The 26,407-nt window shown below is 63.5% G+C and carries 24 protein-coding genes; 15 read left to right on the top strand and 9 right to left on the bottom strand.

The window, feature by feature from the left end; translation table 11 throughout:
• Window positions 1-345 precede the first annotated feature (345 nt).
• The 5 genes from ACZ5YV_RS16200 to ACZ5YV_RS16180 all read left to right on the top strand — a co-directional run bounded on the left by ACZ5YV_RS16200 (window position 346) and on the right by ACZ5YV_RS16180 (window position 6,326).
• Window positions 346-1,806, top strand: coding sequence for a hypothetical protein (locus ACZ5YV_RS16200; protein ID WP_464789411.1), 1,461 nt, complete (start codon window positions 346-348; stop codon window positions 1,804-1,806).
• 199 nt (window positions 1,807-2,005) lie between these two features.
• Entirely contained in the window at window positions 2,006-3,184 is a 1,179-nt protein-coding gene (locus tag ACZ5YV_RS16195) for an EAL domain-containing protein (protein WP_464789410.1), read from the top strand.
• Window positions 3,185-3,213: 29 nt separating this feature from the next.
• A complete protein-coding gene (locus ACZ5YV_RS16190; RefSeq protein WP_464789409.1) occupies window positions 3,214-4,203 on the top strand; it encodes a ParB/RepB/Spo0J family partition protein in 990 nt (329 codons plus the stop codon).
• A gap of 240 nt (window positions 4,204-4,443) precedes the next feature.
• Window positions 4,444-5,523 carry a Rieske 2Fe-2S domain-containing protein gene (locus ACZ5YV_RS16185; protein ID WP_464789408.1) on the top strand — a complete coding sequence of 360 codons (1,080 nt, stop codon included), beginning with the start codon at window positions 4,444-4,446 and terminating at the stop codon, window positions 5,521-5,523.
• 125 nt (window positions 5,524-5,648) lie between these two features.
• Window positions 5,649-6,326, top strand: coding sequence for a hypothetical protein (locus ACZ5YV_RS16180; protein ID WP_464780568.1), 678 nt, complete (start codon window positions 5,649-5,651; stop codon window positions 6,324-6,326).
• 133 nt (window positions 6,327-6,459) lie between these two features.
• On the opposite strand, the gene ACZ5YV_RS16175 is transcribed toward ACZ5YV_RS16180, so the two are convergent.
• A complete protein-coding gene (locus ACZ5YV_RS16175) occupies window positions 6,460-6,699 on the bottom strand; it encodes a hypothetical protein (protein WP_464789407.1) in 240 nt (79 codons plus the stop codon).
• Between the two features lie 71 nt (window positions 6,700-6,770).
• On the opposite strand from ACZ5YV_RS16175, the gene ACZ5YV_RS16170 reads away from it, so the two are divergent.
• Window positions 6,771-7,181, top strand: coding sequence for a low affinity iron permease family protein (locus ACZ5YV_RS16170; RefSeq protein ID WP_449469518.1), 411 nt, complete (start codon window positions 6,771-6,773; stop codon window positions 7,179-7,181).
• 253 nt (window positions 7,182-7,434) lie between these two features.
• Here the strand turns inward: ACZ5YV_RS16170 and ACZ5YV_RS16165 are convergent, their stop codons facing one another.
• Window positions 7,435-8,205: an SDR family NAD(P)-dependent oxidoreductase gene (locus ACZ5YV_RS16165; protein WP_464773255.1), complete on the bottom strand. Its 771-nt coding sequence runs from the start codon at window positions 8,203-8,205 to the stop codon at window positions 7,435-7,437.
• A 30-nt stretch (window positions 8,206-8,235) separates the two neighbouring features.
• Window positions 8,236-9,306, bottom strand: coding sequence for a Rieske 2Fe-2S domain-containing protein (locus ACZ5YV_RS16160; RefSeq protein ID WP_464789406.1), 1,071 nt, complete (start codon window positions 9,304-9,306; stop codon window positions 8,236-8,238).
• A gap of 123 nt (window positions 9,307-9,429) precedes the next feature.
• Between ACZ5YV_RS16160 and ACZ5YV_RS16155 the strand changes: the two genes are divergently transcribed.
• A complete protein-coding gene (locus tag ACZ5YV_RS16155; protein WP_464789405.1) occupies window positions 9,430-10,167 on the top strand; it encodes a helix-turn-helix domain-containing protein in 738 nt (245 codons plus the stop codon).
• On the opposite strand, the gene ACZ5YV_RS16150 is transcribed toward ACZ5YV_RS16155, so the two are convergent.
• The 5 genes from ACZ5YV_RS16150 to ACZ5YV_RS16130 form a co-directional block, all read right to left on the bottom strand.
• The gene (locus ACZ5YV_RS16150) at window positions 10,164-11,102 is read right to left on the bottom strand and encodes an AEC family transporter (protein ID WP_464789404.1); all 939 of its coding nucleotides are present in this window, start codon (window positions 11,100-11,102) and stop codon (window positions 10,164-10,166) included. The two genes, ACZ5YV_RS16155 and ACZ5YV_RS16150, sit on opposite strands and share 4 nt — an antisense overlap.
• A gap of 200 nt (window positions 11,103-11,302) precedes the next feature.
• Window positions 11,303-12,157, bottom strand: a complete 855-nt coding sequence (locus ACZ5YV_RS16145; protein ID WP_464789403.1) for a sugar phosphate isomerase/epimerase family protein — start codon at window positions 12,155-12,157, stop codon at window positions 11,303-11,305.
• Between the two features lie 12 nt (window positions 12,158-12,169).
• A complete protein-coding gene (locus ACZ5YV_RS16140; protein ID WP_464789402.1) occupies window positions 12,170-13,069 on the bottom strand; it encodes an NAD(P)-dependent oxidoreductase in 900 nt (299 codons plus the stop codon).
• Between the two features lie 199 nt (window positions 13,070-13,268).
• Window positions 13,269-14,513 carry a CaiB/BaiF CoA transferase family protein gene (locus ACZ5YV_RS16135; protein ID WP_464789401.1) on the bottom strand — a complete coding sequence of 415 codons (1,245 nt, stop codon included), beginning with the start codon at window positions 14,511-14,513 and terminating at the stop codon, window positions 13,269-13,271.
• Window positions 14,510-15,310, bottom strand: a complete 801-nt coding sequence (locus ACZ5YV_RS16130) for a crotonase/enoyl-CoA hydratase family protein (protein ID WP_464789400.1) — start codon at window positions 15,308-15,310, stop codon at window positions 14,510-14,512. Before ACZ5YV_RS16130 ends, ACZ5YV_RS16135 begins: the two co-directional genes overlap by 4 nt.
• 104 nt (window positions 15,311-15,414) lie before the next feature.
• Here ACZ5YV_RS16130 and ACZ5YV_RS16125 point away from each other — a divergent pair, with 104 nt between their 5' ends.
• From ACZ5YV_RS16125 to ACZ5YV_RS16110, 4 genes are all read left to right on the top strand, one after another.
• The gene (locus ACZ5YV_RS16125) at window positions 15,415-16,287 is read left to right on the top strand and encodes a LysR family transcriptional regulator (protein ID WP_464789399.1); all 873 of its coding nucleotides are present in this window, start codon (window positions 15,415-15,417) and stop codon (window positions 16,285-16,287) included.
• Window positions 16,288-16,375: 88 nt separating this feature from the next.
• Window positions 16,376-17,530 (top strand): acyl-CoA dehydrogenase family protein, encoded by a 1,155-nt coding sequence (locus ACZ5YV_RS16120; RefSeq protein ID WP_464789398.1) that lies wholly within the window; start codon window positions 16,376-16,378, stop codon window positions 17,528-17,530.
• Between the two features lie 13 nt (window positions 17,531-17,543).
• Window positions 17,544-18,467: an acyl-CoA dehydrogenase family protein gene (locus ACZ5YV_RS16115; protein WP_464789397.1), complete on the top strand. Its 924-nt coding sequence runs from the start codon at window positions 17,544-17,546 to the stop codon at window positions 18,465-18,467.
• Between the two features lie 131 nt (window positions 18,468-18,598).
• A complete protein-coding gene (locus ACZ5YV_RS16110) occupies window positions 18,599-20,035 on the top strand; it encodes an NAD-dependent succinate-semialdehyde dehydrogenase (RefSeq protein ID WP_464789396.1) in 1,437 nt (478 codons plus the stop codon).
• Between the two features lie 130 nt (window positions 20,036-20,165).
• Here the strand turns inward: ACZ5YV_RS16110 and ACZ5YV_RS16105 are convergent.
• A protein-coding gene (locus tag ACZ5YV_RS16105; RefSeq protein ID WP_464786945.1) for an IS630 family transposase occupies window positions 20,166-21,109 on the bottom strand; the annotation gives its coding sequence in 2 pieces (ribosomal slippage) (window positions 20,166-20,771 and window positions 20,774-21,109; 942 coding nt in all).
• Between the two features lie 165 nt (window positions 21,110-21,274).
• Between ACZ5YV_RS16105 and ACZ5YV_RS16100 the strand changes: the two genes are divergently transcribed.
• The 4 genes from ACZ5YV_RS16100 to ACZ5YV_RS16085 all read left to right on the top strand — a co-directional run bounded on the left by ACZ5YV_RS16100 (window position 21,275) and on the right by ACZ5YV_RS16085 (window position 26,345).
• Complete coding sequence (locus tag ACZ5YV_RS16100) at window positions 21,275-22,354, top strand: zinc-dependent alcohol dehydrogenase (protein WP_464789395.1); 1,080 nt, start codon at window positions 21,275-21,277, stop codon at window positions 22,352-22,354.
• Between the two features lie 40 nt (window positions 22,355-22,394).
• Complete coding sequence (locus ACZ5YV_RS16095; RefSeq protein ID WP_464789394.1) at window positions 22,395-23,666, top strand: sulfotransferase family protein; 1,272 nt, start codon at window positions 22,395-22,397, stop codon at window positions 23,664-23,666.
• Window positions 23,667-23,704: 38 nt separating this feature from the next.
• Window positions 23,705-24,325, top strand: a complete 621-nt coding sequence (locus tag ACZ5YV_RS16090) for a TetR/AcrR family transcriptional regulator (RefSeq protein ID WP_464789393.1) — start codon at window positions 23,705-23,707, stop codon at window positions 24,323-24,325.
• Window positions 24,326-24,401: 76 nt separating this feature from the next.
• On the top strand, window positions 24,402-26,345 hold the full coding sequence (locus tag ACZ5YV_RS16085; RefSeq protein ID WP_464789392.1) for a flavin-containing monooxygenase: 1,944 nt from the start codon (window positions 24,402-24,404) through the stop codon (window positions 26,343-26,345).
• The last annotated feature ends 62 nt before the right edge of the window (window positions 26,346-26,407 follow it).

Raw genomic sequence — 26,407 nt, 5'->3', positions numbered from 1 at the left:
ACCCGCTCGCCTAATCCGTTCCTCTTCCCACTGCACCGACTGCATTGAACAAAGATTGAGCCATAATGGATAAAGAACGGAATCATCCCGACCACGCCATTTTGCACGGTTGCAAGCAGGCCGAACGCCATTTCCCGGACCTGACCGGCGGTTTTCCTCCTCCCAACAGCGCTTGTGCGCCATTTGCGTATCTGATCCCCCGCCTTCCTTATGGCCTTCCGCATCTTCCACCAATCGAAACCCCAATCTCACCAAATCGGTGATTTTAGAAGAAGCCGTAAGGGAATGCCGTGCTTAGCCTTGTGGCCTTGCGATGATGTTCGCATTGAACAGGGAGGTTGTAGCATGTCTTTGATTGGGCCAGCGCGGTCAGGGCGGCGTCTGCTGCTTTGCGCCACGGCGATTCCGCTTTTCTTACTCGGCGCCTGCTCCGATGGCGTTGGTTTCAGTGTCCGCACGGCAGGCGGGAACACGCCTTCCGGGCCATCGGGGCCAAGCGGTCCCAGCGGCCCGACAGGTCCTGGTGGTCCAGGTGGGCCGAGTGGTCCATCCGGCCCGAGCGGCCCAGATGGTTCGGGCGGTCCCAGCGGCCCCGGTGGCCCAACGGGTCCAGGCGGCCCCACAGGTCCAGGCGGTCCCACCGGCCCCGGCGGTCCTACCGGTCCAGGTGGTCCGACAGGCCCCGGTGGCCCAACAGGACCGAACGGCCCGGCAGGTCCCGGAGGCCCTACTGGCCCCGGTGGTCCCACTGGCCCGACCGGTCCGTCTGGACCCAGCGGACCCAGCGGCCCCAGTGGTCCGACTGGCCCGACCAGCGGCTCGCTGATCGGGGTCAATCTGGGTGGCGAGGCGATCACGGGTCCGACAGGTCCCGGATCACTGGTCGGTCTGAATGCCCTCTCCAACGCCGGGAGCGCGACCGGAACCGTTGCCACGGTCGATCTGCTGAACGGCGATGGCACCGTTGTGCAGGCCACCCTGCCGACCACGGTCGCGGGCGTGCAGCAGGGACTGGCGCCGGTGGGTTCGCTCGCCGGGACTTTGCTGGGCGATCAGGCGGGGAGCACGGTCACCCAATTGACCGATGGCCTCGCCCCCGTAGTGGCAACGGTGACCTCCGCCGCCACGCAAGTGACGGCGCCACTGCTCGACACGCTGAACGGCGCGCTCGCACCTATAACGGCCCCGCTTGTCGGCAGCGATGGCGCGCTTGCCCCCGTTACGGGGCTGGTCGAAACCGTCGCGGGCGGCCTGACGGGTGCGCTTGGCGGTGGCGGCGAAGCGCCGGGCGCGCTGCTTGGCGCTCCGCTGATCGGCGCCAATGTCGGTGGTGAGGCGGTAACGGGTCCCTCCACCAGCGGCACGCTGGCCGGGGTCAATCTGTTGCCGTCCACCACGGCCCCCGCGCAGGGGCAGCTGTTGACCGCCGATGTGCTGACGCAGGGGACGATCGTCGATGTGACGGTCCCGACAACCACGGCGGGTGTGGAGGCCGGGCTCGCGCCGGTCGGCAACCTCGTCGGCGGTGTGCTGGGGGCGCAAGCGGGCGCCGCGGTCAATCAGGTCGTGACCGGCACCGCGCCCGTTGTCGCCACGGTGACATCCACCATCGACAGCGTCGTCTCTCCCGTACTCGACGCCGTCAACGGGCTGGCTCCGGCACTGCCCGCAGGCGGCGGCGGCGGCGGGGAATCGCTGCTGGCGCCAGTTACCGGATTGCTCGGTGGCGTTTCGGCTCCATCGACGGGCGAACAAAGCCCGATCGCGCCGGTTACCGGCCTGTTGGGAGGCTTGTTAGGTCGCTAGAGCATCGTGCGCAAAAGTGGGAACCGGTTTTGCGCTTAAAACGATGCGATAACAAAAAACTAGAGCGCGCGACCTGCGTCCGATTAAACGCAGCGCGCTCTAGGCCTTCCCGCGGAGGGGAGAGGAGGCGGTGGGCGCCGCCTCCTCAAACCTTCCCGTCCTTTTCCTTGTGCGCTGGGTTCACTGAAAGGATGTGCCTTTGACGAAACCCCATCAGGCCGAGCATCTGCTGGTCATAAATCTCAATAATTTTGATGCGATCGAAACGGCCTATGGTGCCGATGCCGCCGATGGTGCGGTCGATCATCTGACCCATGCGGCGCGGCGACATCTGGGCCGCATCAACCTTCGCGGCGTGGAGGGAGGCCGGATCACCCTGACCGCGCGCTATCCGCTCATGCGGTCCCAGCCCGTGGAAAGGTTGGTCGAAAAGCTCTGCGAAGCGCTCGACAGCGAACCGTTCCGGTACGAAGGCCGCGATATATTGCTGTCCATATCCGCAGGCCATGCCGCCGCCGGGGAAGGGGAGGCGCGCGCCCGGCTCACGGCCTCCAGCCTTCATCAGGGGGCCATTGCCATCCGACCCGGCGAGGCCGCAGCCCTGTACCGGCAGGACATGGCGCAGGCCGCCGCCCTCTTGCATCAGGTGCACGACGGCACGGCCTTCATCCGCTGGCGCCCCGTGTCGCGGGTCGAGAATGCAGACGCCACCCTATATCATGAAGCAACGCTGCGGCGCGCGGGCCAGACCGGCGAGCAGACCGACTGCGCCACAAGCTGCGCCGCGCTGGAGCGGCTCGGCCTGGCCCATCTGATCGACCGATTGCTGGTACGCGACGTGCTGCGCGAACTGGAGAGCGACCCGACCGCCTGCCTGTCCGTCGCGCTGTCGCCGCAAAGCCTGTCCCTCAACCTGCATGGCGAAGGGGCGGGCTGGGGCGAACTGCTCGACCGGCTAAGGCAAGCGCCACAGGTCGCGCGGCGGCTGGTGATCGAGATTAGCGACCATAGCGACATCATCCTGTTTCGCGACGCGCTGGCCTTTGTCAGGACGCTCCGCGCCTTGGGTGTCCGGATATCGGTATCGCGCTTCGGGTCGGGCCGCGCGTCGGTAGGGCAGCTGATGGCGCTGTCCCCCGACATGGTGAAGCTGGACCGCCCTTTCCTGCACACGGCCCATGCATCGGAACGTAACCAGTCGCGCGTCGCCTATCTTCTGGGTCTTGCCCGCACCATGACATCGACCGTGATCGTCGATGGCGCCGGGTCGGCCTGCGCCGATCCCGCTTTTGCGTACACGCAAAGAAGGCGCCCGCTGCCCCTCACTCGCACCATTACGGACGCAGTCCAGCGGGCGGGACAGGGCGCATGGCGCTAGTGCAGTCCCGGCAACGGAGGATCGATGGAATGGTGGCCTTGATACGGGAGATGATGGCGACGCTGTCTCGCGATGGCAAAACCGGCCGCGCGGCCATGGCGGAGCAGGAGGCGCTGGGTCGCCTGGACGACCGGCTCACCAGCTTTGCCGAGGCCAGGGTAGACAGCCGCGCGCCGATGCTGATCCGGCCGGACGAATGCGTGGTCTGGGACGGCAATCCGCGCGATCAGCCGGGCCTCAATCCCGACAGCTGCCGGTCGCTGATCGAATCCATAGCGGCCGAGGGCAGCAACCGCATTCCCGTGCTGGTGCGGTTGAACCCCCGCGCGTCGGAACAGCCCTACCAGTTGCTGGTCGGCAGCCGCCGCCGCTTTGCGATCGACTGGCTCAACCATAATGGCCGCCCTGAATTGCGCCTCAACGCGCTGCTGGTCGAGCTATCCGACGAGGAAGCCTTCCGGCTGGCCGACATCGAGAATCGGGAACGGGCCGACATTTGCGAACTCGACCGCGCGCGCAGCTATCAGCAGGCGGTGGACCGCTTCTACGGCGGTGTGCAATCGCGCATGGCGCAAGCGCTGGGCCTGTCCAACAGCCAGCTGAGCCGCCTGCTCGCCCTTGCCCAACTGCCCGAAGAGGTGATCCAGGCCTTCGCCACGAAGGAAGATCTGAAGGTCCGCTATTCCGAATTGCTGACCCCGCTGCTCCGCAGGAACGAGCAGCGAGCGGATGTGATCGCCGAAGCACGGATCATCGCGACAGAGCAGCAGGCGCGGGCGGCAGGTGACGGGGCGCTGCTGCCATCCGCAACGGTCCTGTCCCGCCTGCGTCAGGCTGCCGCGCGGCGGCCCAGGGATATGGGTGAGATCGCCATCCTTGCGGGCGGCGACCGCATCGGGCGGGCACGGGTCGCCAAGGGGGCCGTCATGCTGGACGTCAGCATCGCCAATGATGCCGATCTCGACGCCTTGCTCGCGACCTTGCACGAAACCATATCGGCCGCGCGGGCGATGGCCTAAGCGGCCACGGCTCCGTGATTTTGGGCCTACGCAACGTCGGGGTGACGCCGGGTGGCCGTTTCTCCAATGCGCAGCATTAAGGGCCGGTTCAAGCTTATTGGCGATAAGTAACTTGCGCGAGCGGATGGCTTTGCGTAAATTATATGGCAGCAGTTATCGTGGTCGGGCTGATCGCCATATGGTTCATATGGGCGAACGGCCCGTCCTGCTACGTCAGGTAGCGAGTGAGAGGATCAAGAAATGGCGACATCGTCGGACTATCGTCTGGGTGAATTCACCTTTCCGCGTGGCTGGTTCATGGTGGGTGAGAGCGCTGAGGCGACGAGCACGCCCAAGGCGATGCGCTACCTCGGCCAGGACATGGTGATGTACCGTGGCGAGAGCGGCAAGGTCTATGTGACGGAGGCCTATTGCCCGCACATGGGCGCGCATCTGGCGAAGAACACGACGAGCTACATCGTGCGCGATGGCGAGCAGGTGGAGGGCGAATCGATCCGCTGCCCCTTCCATGGCTGGCAATATGGCCCGGACGGCCAGTGCAAGAACATTCCCTATTCCGACTTCGTGCCCAAGGCAGCCAAGCTCAAGACCTTCCCGGCGATGGAACGGGCGGGCACGATCTGGATCTGGCATGATCCCGAAGGGCTCGAACCCAATTTCGACCTGCCCGACTTTGGCGGCCATTATGATGCGCCGGGCTGGGTCAACTGGAAGATCGACTATATGGGCGATCTCGACATCCACCCGATCGAGGTGGTCGACAACATGGCCGACTTTGGCCACTTCATCCCGATCCATGGCGCGAAGGACTTTGTCTACTTCGCCAATGAGTTCAAGGACCATATCGTCCACCAATATTATGCCGCCGGGCACCGCACGCTGACGCTTAATCCCGAAGACGTGCTGACGCTCGACACCTGGTATACCGGCCCCTCGATCCTCCAGTCGGAGATGGCGGGAACCTTCGACAGCTTCATCATGATCACCCACACGCCGATCGAGGATGGCAAGATCCGCGTCTGGCATGGCCTGATGGTGCAGGTGAATGACGGCTCCGCGCCGGTGACGGACGAGCTGCGCGCCGCCGCGCTGGAATATCAGGAAGGCAGCCGCCTCGCCTTCGCCCAGGATGTCGAAATCTGGCAGAACAAGCGGGCCTGTTTGAATCCGCTCGTCATCCCCAATGACGGCCCCTATGGCAAGGTTCGGACCTGGTACAAGCAGTTCTACAACCCCCGCGACAAGACCCCCGACATGCACAAGCGCACCAACGGCCTGCATGTCACACTCGACAAGCGTAGTTCCACGCAGGCGGCATAAGGGCGGATCAGGTTGCGGCAGCGGTCGCTTGGCGCAACTAACGGCGTTCAGGATGGATGGCCCGATCGGGCGGATTTTCCACGCAATACGGGCCGTGCGAGCGGCCGGATCAGGAGGCACTAAAAATGGCTACTTTGGCGGTAGAGGCACAGGATTGCATGCGTTCGATGGGGCATGTTGCCCTATATTATCCGAACGCGGAGGACGGCCCTGTCGCGGCCAAGCTGCTCAAGCTTCTGGGCTTCGTGGAAACGCAGATGCTGCCCTTTCCCCAGGGAAACTTCTATCGTTTCGTGGTGCATAACGACAACCGCAGCCGCGGCGATGGCATCTTCTATCTGGCCGCCCTGCCCGCGGCGCAGGCCGCGCTGAACAAGGCCGCGCGCGAAGCGCTGGGCTATGGCACGGACAAGGAACATGCGGCGGTTGCCGCGCTGCGCGAGGCGGTGGAATCCGATCCCGAATATACGTTCCACATCGGAACGCTGGTCGATTCTTTCGAAGTGATCGAAAAGATGACGCTCGCCCTCATCGACGCGAACGAAAATGATCCGGACCTGAAGGGCCGCCTGAAGGTAAAGGTCAATCGCCCCCGTCAGGGCAATGCGGAAATCGATGCGCAACTGGACGCGTCACCGGCCTTCGGCAACGTCACGCGCTATGCCTATGGCCGCAACGGCCTTCAGCTGTTTGTCGAGACGGATTTGCTGACGAGCGGCCAGATCGGCGACACGCTGATCCTGGAGTTCGACTATGTTTGGCCGGGCTTTGACAGCCACATTCTGTCGGTGGTCGAACTCTAATCTACGGGTAGCAAGGGGAGCCTGCTCGCATCCGCCGATGGCGGCGCGGCGGCTCCCTCACCCACCATGATCATCAGATTTATGCGGCAAGCTGCGCGCCATCGCGCCCGCATAGATCAGGTGATGCATCACATCATGTCCCACGCCCGCCGTTCGGGCTGGCGTTGTTGACGGCCTCATTTTTCGTCTCGTCCACGCGATAGGACAGCCATCGCAACCCCATCCCGACGATCGACGTCACCACCCCGGCGGCGAGGCAGAGCGACAGCAGCGGATCACTATGCGCGCTTTGCCATGACACAAAGCCCAGCAGGATGACGCTCAGAGTAGATATTGCGTATCCCGTGGCTTTTATTGCGGCGGCGTTGATCATTTCGCTTGGTTGAATGTTTCTAAATGTTGCTGGTTCCGAATGACCAGCGGCAGCAGCATTAGGGACATGATATGGACCGCATCTTCACCGCCATGGCCACCCGGATCGCCTCGGCCGCTGGCCAGCCGCTCAGCTTTGTGTTCGCGCTGGGGCTCATTCTGATATGGGGCGTGACCGGTCCGTTGTTCGGCTATTCGGACACATGGCAACTGATCATCAACACCGGCACGACCATCGTCACTTTCCTGATGGTCTTCCTGATCCAGAACAGCCAGAATCGCGACGCCGCCGCCATGCAGGCAAAGCTGGACGAGGTCATCCGCGCTCTCGACGCCGCGCGCGAACAGTTTATCGGCATAGAGCATCGCAGCGCGAACGAGGTCGAAGAAATCCGCGCCGCGCTGGAAAAGGAAGTCGGCTGCGACGAAGGGAAAGCCGGTACAGCCGATGATAGCGTCGAACATGTCCTGCGACGGACTTAAAGCCTGGCGCTCCAAATCAGGATCGGCGTCCCGCCCGTATGAGTTTACGCCCTCGGCTCCTTTTCCGTCACCCCGGGCTCGACCCGGGGTCCCGCTGCCTCGGCAGCGTCAGAAAAGAGCCGTCACCCCCCGAGCAAGTCCAGGGTGACGATCACGCAAGCATGATCATGCTCTAGCGGCAGGAAGGGAAAAGGGAGAGGGTGGTAAGCCCTCCCCCCCCTAAGAACCTCTCATAAACCGCCCTAAGACAGCATCAGACCCCAAAGCCGCCCGACACCGAAATCACCTGACCTGTCACATAGCGGGCGCGTTCGGATGCGAAGAACACCGCCGCCTGGCCGATATCCTCCGACTGACCCCAGCGCTTCAGGCACAGCAGCTTCTTGGTCTCGGCGATCCAATAATCGTCGAACACGCCCTGCGCGGTCAGTTCGTGGAACATGCCCGCGTCGATGACGCCGACCAGCACCGAATTGGCGCGGATCTCATACTTACCCTCTTCCTTGGCGATGCCCTTGATCAGCGCCTCGTTCGCCGCCTTGGGCGCGACCGACAGGCCGTCGAGCTTGGGCCACCAGTCATGCCCCGCCGATCCCAGATGGACGAACGATCCGCCGCCCTTTTCGCGCATGTGCGGGATGAAGGCGCGGGCCGCATTGTAAAAGCCGAACACCTCGACCTCCATCGCCTGCCGGAACTGCTCGTCGCTCCATTCGGCGATCGCGACCTGCGGCACCAGCGGCCCCGCGCCCCAGACGACGCTATGCACGCGGCCATGGGCGGCGGTGGCGGACGCAACGACGGCATCCACCGAAGCGCGATCGCGCACATCGACCTGATGCAGGCTCGCCTTCACGCCCAGCGCTTCGATCGCCTGCGCGGTCGCCTCTGCCACGTCCTTCTTGCTGCGATAGCAGATGGCGACGTCCGTGCCCGACTTGGCGAACTCTACCGCGACGCCCTTGCCGATCCCGCCGCTGCCGCCAAAGATGAGCGCCGCGCCTTCCGGGAAATCCCTGTTCATTTCTCTACTATCCTCTGTCAGTTATGAATGTCATTCGGCCGCTGCGGCCGTCGGCGCCTGATCCAGCCCCTTGGTGGCATGGTCGCCATTGGCGCGGCCCTGATGGCTCGCCGCCTGCGCGCGCGGATTGTAGAATTGCCGATACCATGCGCGGTTGCGGTGGAACGGCCCATCGGTCGGCAAGCGCAATATCTGCAACGCGGGCGCCTTCGTCCGCCAAATCTCGAAATCCTGCGAGAAGGCGGAAAGGCCAAGCTCCTGATATTGGCCATGCAGTTCGACATCCTCTGCGGAAGGCGGCACCTGCCGTCCCCGCGTGATGATGCCATGCCACACATGGGTCACGCCATCCTCGACCGGCGTATGCAGCACGATCTGCACCGCATCCGTCTCACCCGAAAAGCGCGCGATCAATATGCCCGGCCCGGTATAATAAGCATCGACGTCCAGCACGCCGCCCTCGCTGGTCATCGTCTCATGACCTCCGCCCGACAGCTGCCGTCCGGTGACGCCCTCAAAGCGCGAGTTGAAATAGGCGAGCCGCTGCCCATGCACCGGCCCGAAATGCCGCGCATCGACCAGATTGTCGATAATCTCCTGCGGATGGACGGGTATCTGCCCCAGATCATCATAGACGCAGCGCACCCAGCCCGCATCTTCCCATTCCGGCAGGTCGGGCAGGGGATAGTCCGGCTCCATCTGCTCGGGATCATGCCAGGCGAACAGGCATCCGAACCGCTCTTCCACCGGAAAGGCGCGCACCCGCGCGGCCGGTGGCAGTGGCCCGTCGAAATAGGGCACATTGTTGCAAATGCCATCCGGCCCGAAGCGCCATGCATGATAGGGACAACGGATCGAGTCCCCCTCGATGCGCTGCGCGCCCGCGCCCGAACTTTGCTCGGCCGCCAGATGCGCGCCCATATGCGGGCAATAGGCATCCAGCAGCGCCGCGCGCCCGCTTTCCCCCCGATACAGTACCAGATCGCGCCCGAACATGCGCAGCGCCTTGGGCGCAGCAACGGCATCCTCGCCCCGTGCGATCATGAACCAGCCACGGGGGAAAGCATATTCGCCCAAGCCATAGTCGGCCGTGGTCGCCATCCGTCCATCCTCTCTCTTATCTCGCACGCATAGTGGGATAAGGACGCCCCCGGATCAATTCGCGCTTGCCATTAACAATCATTATATGATCCCCTACGATCATTCAGAGATCGGAAATCACACATGCCCCAAAATGAAAGCCCCGGCGTCGCCGCAATCCTGGCCCAGCTCCGCCACGAACTGCGTGTGCAAGGCGTCCGGGTCGCCGACCTCTCCGCCCGCATGGACGTCGCCGAGCCGACCCTGTGGCGCTGGCTGCGGGGCAAGGGACTAACGCTCGACAATCTCGACCGCCTCTGCCTCGCCATCGGCATCGACGTGCGCGACTTGCTCGCCCGATCGGCCGACAGCGGCGCGGATCGCTTCACCCTGGCGCAGGAGCGCGTCCTAGCCGCCGACCGCAGCCTCGCGCTGCTCTTCTTCCTCATCCTCAACGGCGCGCAGCGGGCGGAGTGCCAGTCGACGCTCGGCATCGGCACGGCGGCGCTGGACGAAGCGATCGAACGGCTGCGACGCCTCGGCCTCGTCGACAGCCTGCCCGGCGGACGCCTGCGCCCACTCACCAGCCGCGCCGTCCGCTGGCGCCCCGGCGGCCCGCTCGACCAGGCCTTCAACCGGGTGGTAAAGCATTTCTTCCTCGGCCCCTCGCTGCTGGAGGGGGACGCCCGCTATGTCTCGGACATGCTCTGGCTAGGCCCCAATGGCCGCGACCGGGTGCAGGCCCTGTTCGAACGGCTGCGCGACGACGCCTATCTCATCGCCCGGCAGGAACGCGAAGCCGCTGCCGACACCGGCGATTGGTCCGCCCTCTTCCTCCTCGTCCGCCCCTTGGCAATGGCGCGCGTCACCGAAGACCTTTAGGCCCCCAGCCACCACAGCATCCCGATCAGCGTGATCGACGCCATCGTCGTCGTCAGCATCACCACCCACGCGCTCAGTTCCATCGCCCAACGCCCCGCCTTCCCCGCCAGCACAAAGCTGGACGCGCCCGCCGGCATCGCCGCCATCAGGATCGCGACCTTCGCCCAAAGCGGCGGGATCGGCGGCAGCATCCACAACAGCCCCGCCGTGATCAGCGGCTGAACAAGCAGCTTCAGCGCAACGACCCGCCCAATCGGACCCGGCGTGGCGCTTTGCCGGGGCAGCGCGATGAAGATGCCGATCGCCGTCAACGCGCACGGCGCCGTCGCCTGCGCCAGCGTCTGCATCAATATGTCCGCCGGTCCCGTCAGCGGCAGGCGCAGCACCGACCAGACGCACCCCAGCACCGCCATCAGGATCAACGGATTGCGCACCGTCGATCGCGCTGCCAGCCTCAATCCGGTGCCCACCCCATGGCCCTGGCTCGCCGTCACCTCGCTCATCACCAGACCGACCGTGAACACGATCGCCGAGTAGATCAGCATCGTCACGGACACCGGCGCGATCGCCTCCGGTCCCCAGGCCAGCGTCGCCACCGGCAGGCCGATAAAGCCCGTATTGCTGAAACAGGCGCACAAAGCCGCGATATTCGCATTCGCCCCCGACCGGCCAAAACGGCGGGCAATCGCAAAGGCCAGCGCATAGGTGATCAGCGCGCCCAGCGTCACCGCGATGAACATGCCCGGCACGGCCAGATTGCTCGGGTCCATATGGGCGATCGACCGAAAGGTAAGGATGGGCAGGGTGATGGCGATGACGAAGCGGTTCAGCACCTCGAACGCGCGATCGCCCAATATGTCATAGCGCCCGCACACATAGCCGATCAGGATCAGCCCAAACACCGGGACCAGCGCGCCCAGTATCGTCACAGCCATGAACAGTGCCCCTTAGGTTCGACGGTTTCGCCCCCGCCGCCATGCGCCTCCTATGACAGGGCGGATGCGACGGAAATGCCTTTCTGCGCAATCGTCAATGCATACAGGACAATCGATCGCATCTGTATCAAGGCTCCTTTTCCGTCACCCCGGATCAAGTCCGGGGTGACGATCACTCAAACACGATCATGCCTAAAGGATCAGCGGCCAAACTGCGCCACGCTGCTATCGAAGCTGCGCCGCGCGGCTTGGGCCAGCGGAAGCTGGCGAAACGCATCGGACAGGATTTCCACGCCATAAGGGCCGTCATAGCCCGCCCGACCCATCGCGCGGATGAAGCCCGGCACATCAAACTCACCCTCGCCGCACAGCTTGCGATGGCGCATCGTATCTTCCGTGATCTCACCCTGCATCGCCATCGTCGCGTCGCACAGTTCAGCGGATATGATGAAGCGCGCGGGCAGTTGCGCAACCTCCTCCATCGTGCCGCCAGAGCGCATCACATGCCAGATATCGACCAGCAGACCGCCATTGGCCGCGTCTGCCGCCGCCGCCATCTCCAGCGCGGCGCTCAGGTTCGGCAGCATCGAAAAGGGCAGCATCTCCAGCCCGATCATCAGCCCATGATCCGCCGCCTGCGCACAAAGCGCCGCAAATTCGCCAGCCAGATCGTCACCCGCCGGATCGTCAGGCACGAACGGCGGCATCACCTTGATATGGCGCGCACCCAACGCGTCGGCGGCGCGGAACAACTCCGCCCTTGCCGCATCCGACCGAGCGCGACGCTCCCCCGATGCAAACCAGTCGGCCAGATATTCCAGCTCGACGATCTTTTGCCCGGCATCATCCAGCCGCCGCTTAAGCGAGCGATAGTCCCGCCCGCTCGCCTCCCGGGCAAGCAGGTCGCCCAGCCAAAAGCCGGTCCCCGCATAGCCCGCGCGCGCCGCCGCCTCGATCCGCTGCTCCAGCGGAAAGCGGCCCAGATTGTCCGGCCGGTCGGGCCGGACATTGCCTGCCGTGGTCCAGCAGGTGGCGATCAGTTGCGGCGCGCTCACGGCCTTTCCGGATCAATCCATGCGCGGCGTTTCGACACCGGCGTTGCGGCAGGCATAGTCGAGCAGCGCCGAATAATCCTTGTTCGCATAGTCAGTCGCCCGTGCGCCACCGAACGCGGCATGCGCCGCCGCGCCCATGGGCAGGCCGACGCGATTTTCCGCCGCCGCGTTCATCGCCAGCGTCAAGTCCTTGAAGGCGAGGTCGATGGTGAAGCCCGGCTCCATATCGCCCTTCAGCACCTTGTTCACCATCAGCACATGGAACTGGCCGTTGCGCGCCGTGGTGTTGCCGGTGACGTCATGCATGGTCTGGATGTCGAGGCCCAGCTTCGTACCCAGCGCCAGCGATTCCGCAACGATCTGCGCCGTCGACAGCAGCATGAAATTGTTGATCACCTTCATGCGGCTGCCCATGCCCGGCTTGCCGCAGCGGAAAATGTCGGTGCCCATCGCCTTCAGCGCCGGTTCGACCCGCGCGAATTCCGCGTCCTCCGCGCCGACCATGAACAACGATTCCCCGCGCTCGGCATGCAGCGCCAGACGGCCGATCGGCGCATCGACAAAGCCGATGCCCTTGGCTGCGCAGGCCGCCGCCACCCGGTCCGTCCCCTTGGCGTCGATGGTGGACAGGTCCATCAGCACCGCACCCGCGTCGATGTTGGCCAGCACGCCGTCCTCGCCCAGCACCACCGCTTCGACATGCTGCGTCGCGGGCAGGACGGTAATGACGATGTCCTGACCCCGGCTGGCCTCGGCGACCGTGGCGGCCTTGGTCGCGCCCAGCGCTGCCACCTTGTCCATCTTCTCCGCGTCGATGTCATACACGGTGACCGCAAAGCCCTTGCGCTGAAGGTTCGATGACATGGGCAGACCCATGGCGCCCAGCCCGATGAAACCGATCTTGGTGGTCATGCTGTAATCCTCTCAATCTTGAGCCGGGCGTCCCCGGCATGATGAACCAGTAGCTACATCCGTCACCCCGGACTTGATCCGGGGTCCCGCTACGCTCACGGCACCGCGAAAAGAAGCGGGACCCCGGATCAAGTCCGGGGTGACGGGGGGGAGGGCCATAATCACCGTCCTCCGCCTCCGCCGCCTCTGCGCGCCAAAATCAATGCAGCTTTTCCGCGATTACCCCCGCTTCGACAAGCGCTGCAATCTGCCCTTCGGACAATCCCAGCACGTCGCTCAACACGTCACGCGTGTCCTCACCCGAACGCGGCGGCGCGCGGCGATAATCGGCGGGCGTCTTGGAAAATTTCCCCGGATAGCCCAGCACCTTGACCGGTGTGCCGTCCGACCGAACCATGTCCTTGATGACGCCACGCGCAGCGATATGCTCGTCCGCAAGAATGTCGGGTATTTCATTGACCCGCCCGCCCGGCAGCTTCGCCGCTTCCATCGCGGCGATCAGATCGTCCGACTTCCACTTCGCGATCGCCGGACCCATCTCGTCCTGCAAAGCCTTCCGGTTGGGCGAGCGATTGCCATTATCAACAAAGCGCGGATCGTCCGGCAGGTCCGGCCGCCCGATCAGGTCGCAGAAGCTGCGGAACTGCCGGTCATTGCCCAATGCCACCAATATATCGCCGTCGGAGCAGGAGAAATCCTGATAGGGCACGGTATTGGGATGCTCATTGCCCAGCCGCCGGGGGATCATGCCCCCGTTCATGTAATTGGACGCCTGATTGGCGAGCAACGCCACCTGCGTATCCAGCAGCGACATGTCGATATGCTGGCCCTCGCCCGTGCGGTCGCGATGGGCAAGCGCCGCGAGGATGGAGATCGCCGAATACAGGCCGGTCACAAGGTCGCTGATCGGGATGCCGACCTTCATCGGCCCACCACCCGGCTCACCGTCGGGACGGCCGGTGATCGACATCAGCCCGCTCATGCCCTGGATCAGGAAGTCGTAACCGCCGCGATCCTTATAGGGGCCGTCCTGACCAAAGCCGGTGATCGAACAATAGATGAGCTTGGGATTGATCGCCGACAGCGATGCATAATCCAGCCCATATTTGTTTAGGCCACCGACGCGGAAATTCTCGACCACGATGTCCGCGCCCAGCGCGATCTCGCGGATCAGGTCGGCGCCACGCGGGTCGGCCAGGTTGATCGCTACCGACTGCTTGTTGCGATTGGCGCACAGATAATAGGCCGCGTCCTTCGACCCGTCGTCAAGGAAGGGAGGCCCCCAGCGGCGGGTGTCGTCGCCCTGACCCGGCTGTTCGACCTTGATCACGTCCGCGCCCAGATCGCCCAATATCTGCGTGGTCCACGGCCCCGCCAGCACGCGCGAAAGGTCTAGCACCTTGATCCCGGCCAGAGGCCCGGTGGCTGTCTGCTGCTCGCTCACTTGTTCTTGAACTCCGGCGCGCGCTTGCCAAGGAAGGCGGCGATCGCTTCATGATGATCTTCGGTATAATGGGCGAGCGACTGATAGCCCGCCGCCATTTCTAATAGCGTGGTCAGCTTCATGTCGGCCCCTTCGCGCATCAGCCGCTTGGCCATGCGGGTGGAGTGGCCCGGATTGGCGGCGATCTTGCCCGCCAGTTCCAGCGCCCGGTCCATCAGCTTGTCGGCGGGCAGCACTTCGGCCACCAGCCCATATTCCAGCGCCGTCTGCGCATTGATCGCATCGCCAGTCAGCGTCATGATATTGGCGCGCTGCGGCCCGATCAGGCGCGGCAACAGCCAGCCGCCGCCGCCGCCGGGAATGATGCCCAGCTTCACATAGCTTTCGGCCACCACGGCAGTGTCGGCCATCAGGCGGATGTCGCACATGCAGCTGATGTCCAGGCCAAGGCCGATCGCCGGGCCATTGATCGCCGCGATGATCGGCACTTCCAGTTCATGGATAGCCGGGCCGATCATCTGCACGCTGGTGCGATAGGCGTTGCGAATTTCATAGGGGGTGCCGCCAAACATGCCGGAACGCTCGGCCATATATTTGACATTGCCGCCTGCGCTGAACGCCTTGCCATTGCCGGTCAGGACGATCGCGCGCACCGAATTGTCCCGCACCATCTGGCGGCAGAAATCGACGATTTCCTCGCTATGCGCGACCTCGGTGATGGTGTTGCGTTCTTCGGGGCGGTTGAAGCGGGCGACAACGACGGGGCCGTCGCGCTCGACGAGAAGAAACGGATCCAAGCGGGACTCTCCCAATCCAAACATGAAAAGATCGTGGGACGCTAGGCGCTCGCTCCCTATCAAGCTAATATTGATTTTCGATTGTTCGATATATGGAAGCTATCATGGAACTGCGCCAGCTCCGCTATTTCGTCATGCTCGCCGACACCGGCAACTTCCACCGTGCTGCCGAGCGGCTCAACATGTCGCAGCCACCGCTGACGGTCGCCATCCGCAAGCTGGAGGACGAACTGGGCGCCGCCCTCTTCGTGCGAAGCGCGCGCGGCGTCACGCTGACGGCGGCGGGCCGCGCCTCGCTCGACATGGCGCGGGCAACCTTGGCGCAGGCGGATCGCTTCCGGGAAGCGGCGCGGGAGGGTGCGGCGGGGGAACGCGGTCAATTGCGGGTGGGCTTCGTCGGATCGGCCACCTTCGAATTGCTACCCCGCCTCATCGCCGAATATCGCCGCCGCTACCCGGCCGTCGAACTGGTGCTGGAGGAAGCGACCAGCGCCGAAATCGCGCGAAAACTCGCCGCCGCCGAGCTGGACGTCGGGCTCGTCCGCCTGCCGCTGCTTCAGATCGCGGCCGTGGACACGCAGGTCATCGACCCGGACGAACTGCATGCGGCCTTGCCCGAAGGCAGCCCCTTCGCCGACTCCGAAAGCGTGGCCCTTGGCGATCTGGCGCAACAGCCCTTCATCCTGCAAAGCCGCATCAGCGTCCTCCATTCGATCACGCTCACCGCCTGTCAAAAGGCCGGCTTCATGCCCATCGTTGCCCAGGAAGCCGCGCAACTGAGCGCCGTTCTCGCCCTGGTCCGCTCCGGCCTCGGCGTGGCGCTGGTCCCCTCCCGCGCTGCAGGCTCGGTCCCCCAGGGCGTCCGCCTCGTCCGCCTGGCGACGAAAGTGCCGGTCCTGACAGGTGTTGCTTTGCCTCGCGAAGCAGCCAACCCCCTCGCCAAAAACTTCGCCGCCATCGCCTCCGATAGCCATTGAATATCGAATAACCAAAATTCGATATTGGACTATAAAGTCACAAAACGCGATTTACTCGCCACTTCCTTCTTGGTTTCACGAGGTCGGCTTGTTCGAAACACTCACCCTTTCCGCCCTGCCGCCCGAAGATGAGGCAATCCGCCCCGCCCTCCGCGCGCTCATTCAGGAAGCCATCGCCGAACTGCCGGTCCACCGCCGCGCCCGATCCTGGCAGGGCTTCGACGCCGCCTTCAGCCGAAAGCTGGGACAAGCAGGCTATCTCGGCCTCTCGCTGCCCAAGGAATATGGCGGCGTCGGCCGCGGTCCCTTCACCCGCTTCGTCGTGGTGGAAGAACTGCTCTCCGCAGGCGCACCTGTCGCCGGTCACTGGATCGCCGACCGTCAAAGCGGCCCGCTCATCCTGCATTACGGCACCGAAGAACAGCGCCGCTTCTACCTCCCCCGCATCTCGAAGGGCGAAGCGCTTTTCTGCATCGGCATGAGCGAGCCGGGTTCAGGCTCCGACCTCGCCAGCGTCCGCAGCCGCGCCGATCAGCAGGCCGACGGCGGCTGGTTGCTCAATGGCCAGAAGATCTGGACCACCAACGCGATGCACAGCGATTATATGATCGCCCTGGTTCGCACCTCGGGCACCAGCGCTGACCGTCAGCAGGGCCTGTCGCAGCTGATCGTCGATCTGAAAGCCCCCGGCATCACCATCCGTCCGATTGTCGACCTCACCGGCGACGCGCATTTCGCCGAAGTCTTCTTCGAAGACGTCCGCCTCGCCCCCGACGCGCTGATCGGCGCGGAAGGGCAGGGGTGGAAGCAGGTCACGGCCGAACTCGCCTTCGAACGCAGCGGGCCAGAGCGCATCTATTCCTCCGTCGTGCTGATCGACGCCTGGGTCCGCCATCTCGAAGCGGTCGGTCGCAAGGACAGCGCTACGCTCCGCCTCGTCGGATCACTGATGGCGCAGCAGGCGGTGCTGCGCGAAATGTCGCTGGCCGTTACCGCCCGACTGGTGGCGGGTGAAAGCCCGGTCGTTGAAGCGTCGCTGATGAAGGACCTCGGCACCAGCTTCGAACAGGCCGTGCCGCAGCTGATCGGTGACGATCTGGCCGCCAATCCGGACGAGCCGGTCGATCCTGAACTCTACCGCACTTTGCTTTACGTCACCCATATCGCGCCCAGCTTCTCGCTGCGTGGCGGCACGCGTGAAATCCTGCGCGGCATCATTGCCCGCGGCCTTGGCCTGCGCTGAAGGGAGCCACTTCATGGACATGTCCGAACTGATCGATCCCTTCGCCCGTCTGATCGAAGATATCTGCACCCCCGCCGCGATCCGCGAGATCGAGCAGGGCGGCGACAGCAGCGCGATGTGGAATGCCTTTGTCGAATCCGGCTTTCTTGACGCCCTCGTCGCCGAAGAGTCGGGCGGGGCAGGGCTCTCGTTGGAGGACGCGGCGCCACTGATCGCCTTGCTCGGCCGCCACGCCGTGCCGCTGCCGGTGGGCGATACGATGATCGCCCGCGCACTACTCGCCGCAGCTGGCCTTGATGCACCCGAAGGTCCGATCGCGATCGCCACGGGCGCTGGCGCAGTGCCCTTCGCCGCAGTCGCCTCGCACCTTTTGTCGGGCACCCCCGACGCGCCGGTGCTGACCGCCGCAAAGGTCGAACCAACCGGCATTCCCCATGATGCGGACGCCTATGCTTCGGGGCTGAACGGGGTTGCATTGCGCCCCGTCGCTGCTGTGCTGCGGGCGGAGCTCATCTCCGGCGCGGCTGGGCGGGTCATGGAAATGACCGTTGCCTATGCCAATGAACGCGTCCAGTTCGGCAAGCCCATCGGCAAGCAGCAGGCAGTGCAGCAGCAATTGTCCGTCCTCGCCGAACAGGCCGTGGCTGCCCGCATCGCCGCCGCCATCGGCGCGCGCTCGGGACTTCAGCCAAAGCTTGCCGACGCCGCAATCGCCAAGCATGGCACGAGCCTCGCCGCAGGTCAGGTCGCGGCGATCGCCCATGCGGTTCATGGAGCGATCGGCATCAGCGAGGAATATGACCTGCAATTGCTCACCCGCCGCCTGCATGGTTGGCGTCTGGCTGATGGGTCGGAAAGCTATTGGGCGGGCATATTGGGTGAGTTGAGGCTAGCGGCCGCTGCGTCGCCGACCGCTGATTTCATTCGGGGCGCCTGAACCGCGCCTTTCGTCGGCGGCCGGACCTTCCCCCTACCGATCAGGAAGGGTAAGAAGCCGCCAACCCATGCGCCGCTGATCGTCAAGGAATTGAGCTTTGCAGCGCACCCAAGACCTGGAGAACCCTGCATATGACCAATTCGACGCCACGCCCCATCATCGATGGTCAGGAACGCAGCCAAGGTTCGCTCGGCACGATGCAACTGGTCAACCCGGCTACCGAAGAACTGATCGCAACGCTGCCGTCCTGCGGGGCTGAAGAAGCGGCTGAAGCAGCCCGGCTGTCGGTTGAAGGCTTCGCGCAATGGTCCGCCATCTCGCCCTTCGAACGCAGTAAGGTCCTGCGCCGCGCCGCCGACCTGATGCGCGCTGAGGCTGACGAAGCCGCCGCAGAAATGACGCGCGAGGGCGGCAAGCCGCTGGCGCAGGCGCGGGGCGAATGGCTGGGGTCCGCGGATCTGCTCGACTGGTATGCGGAAGAAGGCCGCCGCGCTTATGGCCGTCTGATCCCCACGCGGGCGAACGACATGCGCTGGGCGGTACAGCGCCGCCCCGTTGGTCCCGTGGCCGCGTTCACGCCGTGGAACTTCCCGGCATGGACCGTCATGCAGAAGGTCGCACCGGCACTGGCGGCAGGATGTTCGGTCGTGCTGAAGTGCGCCGAAGAAACGCCGAGCGCCGGGTGGCGCATCGGTCGGGCGCTGCTGGCTGCTGGCCTGCCACCCCGCGCGATCAGCGTGATCTGGGGTGACCCGGCTGCGATTTCCGCCACCCTTTGCGCTGCGCCGGAAATCCACAAGGTGACGCTGACCGGATCGACCCGCGTCGGTCGCTTACTGGCGAGTGCGGCCGGGCAGCACCTGAAGAAGGTGACGATGGAACTGGGCGGACATAATCCGGTGATCGTTGCGCGTGATGCCGATCTTGCCACGGTCGTTCCGCTGGCGGCGGAGTTCAAGTTCCGCAATGCGGGGCAGGTCTGCGTCTCGCCCACGCGCTTCCTGGTTGAAAAGCCGCTCTATGCCGATTTCGTCGCGGGCGTGGCCGAGGTGGCCAGTAAGCTGCGCGTCGGTGATGGCATGGCTGCGGACACGCAGATGGGGCCGCTAACGACAGCAGGCCAGCTTTCCAAGATCGAGGCGCTGGCGGCGGACGCGGTGCAACGCGGTGCGAAGATCGAAACCGGCGGGTCGCGCATCGGCAATCGCGGCTATTTCTTCCAGCCGACCGTCCTGTCGGGGATGACGCCCGAAATGGACGCGATGAATGAGGAGCCGTTCGGTCCCCTCATGCTCGTGATGCCGGTAGACGACATCGACGCCGCGCTGACGGAGGCGAACCGGCTCCCTTATGGTCTTGCGTCCTATGCCTTCACCAACAGCATGAGCACCGAACGCAAGATTTCCGAAGGAATCCATGCGGGCATGTTGGGCATCAACCATTTCGCGATGGCGATGCCGGAAACGCCCTTTGGTGGCGTCGGCGACAGCGGCATGGGGTCCGAAGGCGGCAGCGAAGGCATGGAAGCTTACCTCAGGCCCTTCCTCATCTCTGCAAAGATCGGATGAAATAGCCGTCGTGCCCCGGCGTGAAGGGGCTGCCTAATGCTGATCGAATGATGCTGCCCCGTACCTGTCAAAAGGTGCGGGGCAGTTTTTGTTCGCCCTGCACTCGGTCCGCCGTTAGAGTCTTTCTGACTTAGATTGAGGCATATCCGGCTCCACGGATGTAATTGGCGCATTCTGCGGGCGGGAAGTGGTCGAGCAGTTTTCCGATGCGTCGCCATGTTGCCTCGACGGTGCGTTCGTTGGCCTTGCGGAGCAGACGCTTGAGCTTGGAGAACATCTCCTCGATGGGGTTCAGGTCGGGCGAGTAGGGCGGCAGGAAGAACAGCCTGATGCCCGCCGCCTTGAGCAATTTGCGCACGCGGCTGCCTTTGTGGCTGCCGAGATTGTCGACCACGATGATGCTGCCGGGTTCCAGCGCGGGGATCAGGAACTGCTCGACCCACGCGGTGAAGCTCTCGCCGTTTATCGGGCCATCGAGGACGCAAGGGGCCACGATGCCATCATGCCTGAGGCCAGCGATGAAGGTCAGCGTCTTCCAGTGGCCATGCGGCACCTTGTCGATCAGCGGCTCGCCCCGGTGATGCCAGCCATGGGTGCGGGTCATGTTGGTCTTCGCCCAGGTCTCGTCGATGAAGACCATGCGCTTGGGATCTACCCAGCGCTGGACCCAGCGCCAGCGGTTGCGGCGTCGGATGACGTCGGGCCGGTCCTGTTCCTTGGCGAAGAGCGTCTTTTTTTAAACGTCTTGCCCAAGCGGCCCATGAACCGCCACAGCGTGTCGCAGCAGACCACCACACCACGCTCTTCACGCAGCTGGGCCAGCAACTCGTGCAGCGTCAGGTCCTTCTTCTGCTCGATCCGCGCAAGCAACCACTCGCGCTCACGCGCCAGCAACGGGAGCATGTGACCGCCGACCTTGCCCGGCTCAACAGACCCGCGCGTTCGCCATGACTGCGCCCAGCGAACCCCCGTGGCCGGGCTCACCTCCAGCAACCGCGCAGCCCCCCGCGCCGACATGCCTCGATCCAGAGCCCGACAAAACCGAACCCGCAAATCCTGTGATAATGGCCTCATCCATGCTGGCCTCCTCACCAGTGGCCACCTTGAATCACACTTCCAACCGTCTGGAAATCCCCAACGATTCATTCAACATCGGAAAGACTCTAGCCGCTTCTCTTCTTGACTCGGAAACTGATTGGTTTACCAATTTCGCCGAACAAAAAGTGAGGAGAGGACGCCATGAGCGATTCCCAAGGAGCGGGCGCGAATCCGGATCAGCAAAATTCCGCAACCATGCCGCTGGCGCGCGTTCATGGCGTTGGTGACATGCGCGTCGATCAGGTCGACATGCCGGTCGTCGGTCCCCATGATGTGCTGGTGCGCATCGGCGCCATCGGCGTATGTGGCAGCGACCTGGGCTATGTTGCCGCAGGTGGCTTGGGCGGCGGCGCGCCGCTCGTTGAACCCCTGCCCATTGGCCATGAATTTGCGGGCGTCGTGGAAAAGGTGGGCGCGCAAGTGCATGGCATTCGGCCGGGTCAGCGCTGCGCCGTCAATCCCGATGCCGGTCTGATCGGTGGGGGCGGGCCGACGGGCGCCTTCGCTCCGTTCATCCTAGTTCCGCACGCCCGCGCTGGCGCCGACATCTGCCCTATCCCCGATAGCTTGCCGCTTGAAAAAGCAGCGCTGGCCGAGCCTCTGTCCGTGGGCTTGCACGGCGTGAACATCGGTCGGGTACAGCCGGGCGACAAGGTGGTGATACTCGGCGCGGGTCCGATCGGCCTGTGCACCATCATCTGCCTTCGCCATCGTGGCGTGAAGGACATATTGATCGCCGACCTGTCGGACGCGCGGCTCGAACGCGCTCGTCAGCTTGGCGCTGCGATCACCGTCAATCCCTCGCGCGAACCGCTAGTCGATGCGATCGGGAAGGCGCACGGAACCGGTGAGAGGTTCGGCATGCCCTTTGTCGGAACGGATGTCATCATCGACGCCGCCGGAGCGCAGCCGCCATTGGCTGAGTTGCTCGACGTCGCCAAATTCCGCGCGCGGATCGTGATCGTCGCGCTCCACAAAAAGCCGATGCCGGTCAATCTGTGGAAGATGATGGCCAATGAGTTCAGCATTTCCGGATCGATTGCGACCGACCGGGAGGATGAATTCAACGAGTGCCTCCAGATGCTGGCGAGCGGCGAGATCAATGTCGATCCGTTGATCAGCCATCGTATCGCGTTCGACAAATTGGATGAGGCCTTCCGCATCGCGGCGGACACCGAAGCGTCGGCCAAGGTCATCGTCACTTTCCCCCAGACTGCGTGAAGCGGGCTTGCGCCACGCTACACGCTGAGAAGGATCAAAAATGAGCGAAACCATGCAGCTCGAGCCGCAGGAAATTCATATCGACGACATGGCGGACCCGGTTATCACGCCAATGATCGAGGCGGCCCGCCGGGGACCCGCCGACCGGCCCGACCGTATGACGGTGGATCAGGTTCTGGCCCAGGCCATCGCCAATTCCGGCGGCCTTGATGATTTTGGTGAGGATCAGAGCTTCCGCGAACGCATGGCGGTGACGCTTCAGGCGTGGGAGGAGGATGAAGGCCTGACACGCGGTGGCCGTATCACCCTGCTCGATCATCTTGTCCGGGTGATGGTGAACCGCCTGCGGATCGAGGATATCGTCAAGCGACATCCTGAAATCCTCGACATCCAGATCGATCGTCCGCTGTTCATCGCGGGGCTGCCGCGTTCAGGCACGACGCACCTCGTCAACTGGCTCGCCCGCGATGAGCGGTTGCGGTCGCTGACGCTCTGGGAGGCAGAGGAGCCCGTTCAAGTGCGCGAACTTACGCCCGGCGAAGTTGACCCGCGTATAACCCGCAGCGCGGAGCTATGGGGGGCGTTCGAGGCGATGCTGCCCCACATGGCGGCGATGCACGGCATGGATGCAGCATCGATCCATGAGGATAATGAACTGCTCTACATGGACCTCAATTGTTACAGCTGGGAATTCCAGTCGCGCATTCCGCGATGGATCGACCATTATTTCGCTCATGACCGCACGCCCAGCTATGCCTATGAAAAGAAGGTGCTACAGGTGCTGACTTGGCATCGCGGCCCCAATCGCTGGCTGCTGAAATCACCGCAACACATGGAAAATCTGGCCGCGATCAAGGCTATTTTCCCCGATGCGACGATGGTCATCACGCATCGCGATCCCATCGCTGTTCTTCGGTCGCTGACCACCATGCTTGGCTATAGCGACCGTATCCGCCGCGACCCGATCGATCCTCCTGCGCTTGCCCGCCTCTGGCTGGACCGGATCGAGCGGTTGCTGCGCGCCTGTGTCGATCAGCGGGACGCATGGGGTCCGGAACAATCGGTCGACCTGTTGTTCCACGAATATATGGCGGATCAGGAACGGGTGATGCGGGAGGTTTACGCGCTGGCGGGATTGCAACTGACGCCGCAGGTGGAGAGCCAATTGCTTGGCTATCTCAACGAAAATCCGCGCAACAAACATGGCAAGGTAGTCTATGATCTGGAGGGCGTGTTCGGCCTGAACGAAGCCGCCGCTCGGGAACGTTTCGCCTTTTACTATGACCGCTTTCCAGTACGGCATGAGGCCTGATGGGGACGCCCGCACCCGCATCTGCTGAAGGGAAATCAGTGCCTCTCCCGACGCGGATAGGCCGGGCAGACCAGACGCTCGCGAAGAAGCGTCGTTTGCTCCAGATCGCGCGCGAGGAGTTCATCCGCCAAGGCTATCGTGCGGTCACCATGGACGCGATCGCGCAGGCGGCAGGCGTGTCGAAGCGCTCCCTCTACCTTTGGCATGAAGACAAGGCGGCCCTTTTCCGGGCCTGCCTTGCCGCTGGGGTAGAGCGTTTTCCCTTGCCCCAATTCAGCGATCCTGCCGAGCCGGAAGCTGATCTACGAACTTTTGGCGTCGCGTTGCTGACGGAGTTCACCAGGCCATCGACTGTCGGCATGGCGCGGCTGTTGTTGCGGGAAGCGCATGAGTTTACCGAATTTGGACCCATGATCCGGCAGAGCCAGGATGATTATCTTATCCTTCCCTTGGCTAGCCATCTTGAGCGTGCTGGGGTCGCGAAAGGGGACAATATGGTAGCGGCGAAGTTGCTGCTCTCCATGCTCCTGATGCCGGTTCATAATTATCTGCTGATCGACGCTGCGCTCCCGGATGAAACGGAATGTGCGGCTCATGTCGGGAGGGCTGTGCGCACCTTTCTTCAAGGGTGCTCGGGCTGTGAAGGCAGGGTTGCTTGACTCAAAAAGCAGCCCCTATTATCCACAAGTGAGCATTCACTTACAAATATAGTGAGTCGGAGAGGACCCTAGGACGATGGCTGAACATGTCGATGGCGCGGTAATGGCACGGGACTGGCACGATCGCAGCCTGCCGCTGCCCGATAGCGAAGAACTGCGCGTCGCGCTGGAGGAAGCGAATATCCAGACGCTGCTGATGGTCTATGTGCATCTGACCCACGACGCGGCGATGCTGGACATTTTCGGCAACTATATCAAACCGCCTTTCTCCGTCCCTGGCACCGACATTCCGGCCGAATATCTGCACGAACTGCGCGCCAAGCTGCTGCACGTGCTGACCACGCCGGGCGCGGCGCGGGAGGACGATCCTTCCGAAGCGCTGATGAAGCGGATGATGAGCGTCGGCGTGGCCGAAGAAGTGGCCGACGAATTCCTGCCCCTTCTGTTCGACCAGATCGGTTTCAAGCTGCCCAAACCCCGTAAGGAAATTAAAGGGCGCACGCCGCCCCAGCCCGGTTTCAAGGTGCTGGTAATCGGCGCGGGCATGACCGGCCTTGCTGCCTCGCTGAAGCTGGAAGAAGGCGGTTACGAGCATATCGTGATCGAAAAGAACCCCGAAGTCGGCGGCACCTGGTACGAAAACCGCTATCCAGGTGTCGGCGTCGATACGCCCAGCCACTTCTATTCCTATTCCTTCGAAATCACGCCCGAATGGACCCATTATCATCCCAAGGGCGTCGACATGCAGAAGTACCTGCTGCACGTAGCCGACAAATATGACCTGCGCCGCAACATCCGCTTCAACACCGAAGTGGTTGCCCTGCGCTATGACGATGCCGAAGCGGTCTGGAACGTCACCGTTCGCGGCAAGGATGGCACGGAAGAAGTCATCCGCGCCAATGCCGTCATCAACGCCCATGGCCCGGTTAACCGTTGGAAGTGGCCCGACATTCCCGGCCGCGAAGAGTTCCAGGGCAAGATGATGCACACAGCCACTTGGGATCCGTCCACGCGGATCGAAGGCAAGCGCGTCGGCATCATCGGCACTGGCGCCAGCGCCGCGCAGTTGATCGGGGCGATCGCGGATCAGGTCGGCGAACTCACCGTATTCCAGCGCACCCGCTACTGGACGATCTACAATCCTGAGATCAATCACGAAGTCTCGCCGGGCATGAAGTTCGCCCTGCGCTACATCCCGCATTTCCGCGAATGGTTCCGTTTCCGCGTCTATTGGTTCGCGGCAGACGGCCTCTACGCCAATGTCGTCAAGGATCCCGAATGGCCGATCGACAGCCCGTCCGTGTCCGCCGTGAACGAAGGCGCGCGGCAGTGGGCGCTAGCCCATCTTGAGGCGAAGTTCCACGACCGCCCCGATCTTAAGGAAAAGATGACGCCGGACTTCCCGATCTTCTCCAAGCGCATCATTCTGGACGCCGGCTGGCTGGACGCGCTCAAGCAGCCCAATGTCACGCTGGAACAGGGCGGCATCGAATGCTTCACCCCCAAGGGCATCCGCCTGAAGGACGGGACGGAGTATGAATTCGACATCATCGTCTGCGCCACGGGCTTCGACGTCGCCAACATGATGGGCAAGCTCGAAATCCATGGCAAGGGCGGCCGGTCACTGCGCGACGAATGGGGCAAGGACGATCCGCGCTCTTATCTGGGCGTGACGGTGCCGGGCTATCCCAATTACTTCATGACGGTCGGCCCCAACAGCGCGCCCAACCATGCGGCCGGGCAGAACCTGATCTCCGAAGCGCAGGTGAACTACATCATTGAATGCCTGGACTGGGTCAATGAAGCCGGTGCTCGTGCTGTCGAACCTACGCAGCAGGCCTTCGAGCATTGGAACGGGCAGGTCGAAGAGCAGATGAAGAACATGATCTGGACCCACCCGAGGGCGAACAGCTACTATAATAACTCGAAGGGCCGCGTGTTCCTGTCGTGGCCGTGGCGACTGGTGGACCTGTGGAACCAGACACGTGGTCCCGCCAAGGAGAATTTCGAACTGCATTGATCGCGGGTCGAAAGGAACGACATAGCGAAAGAGCCGGTCTGTAAGGACCGGCTCTTATCGTT

It is taken from the genome of Sphingobium sp. TomTYG46 (assembly GCF_055396345.1).
This window is presented reverse-complemented; position numbering and strand designations above follow the sequence as displayed.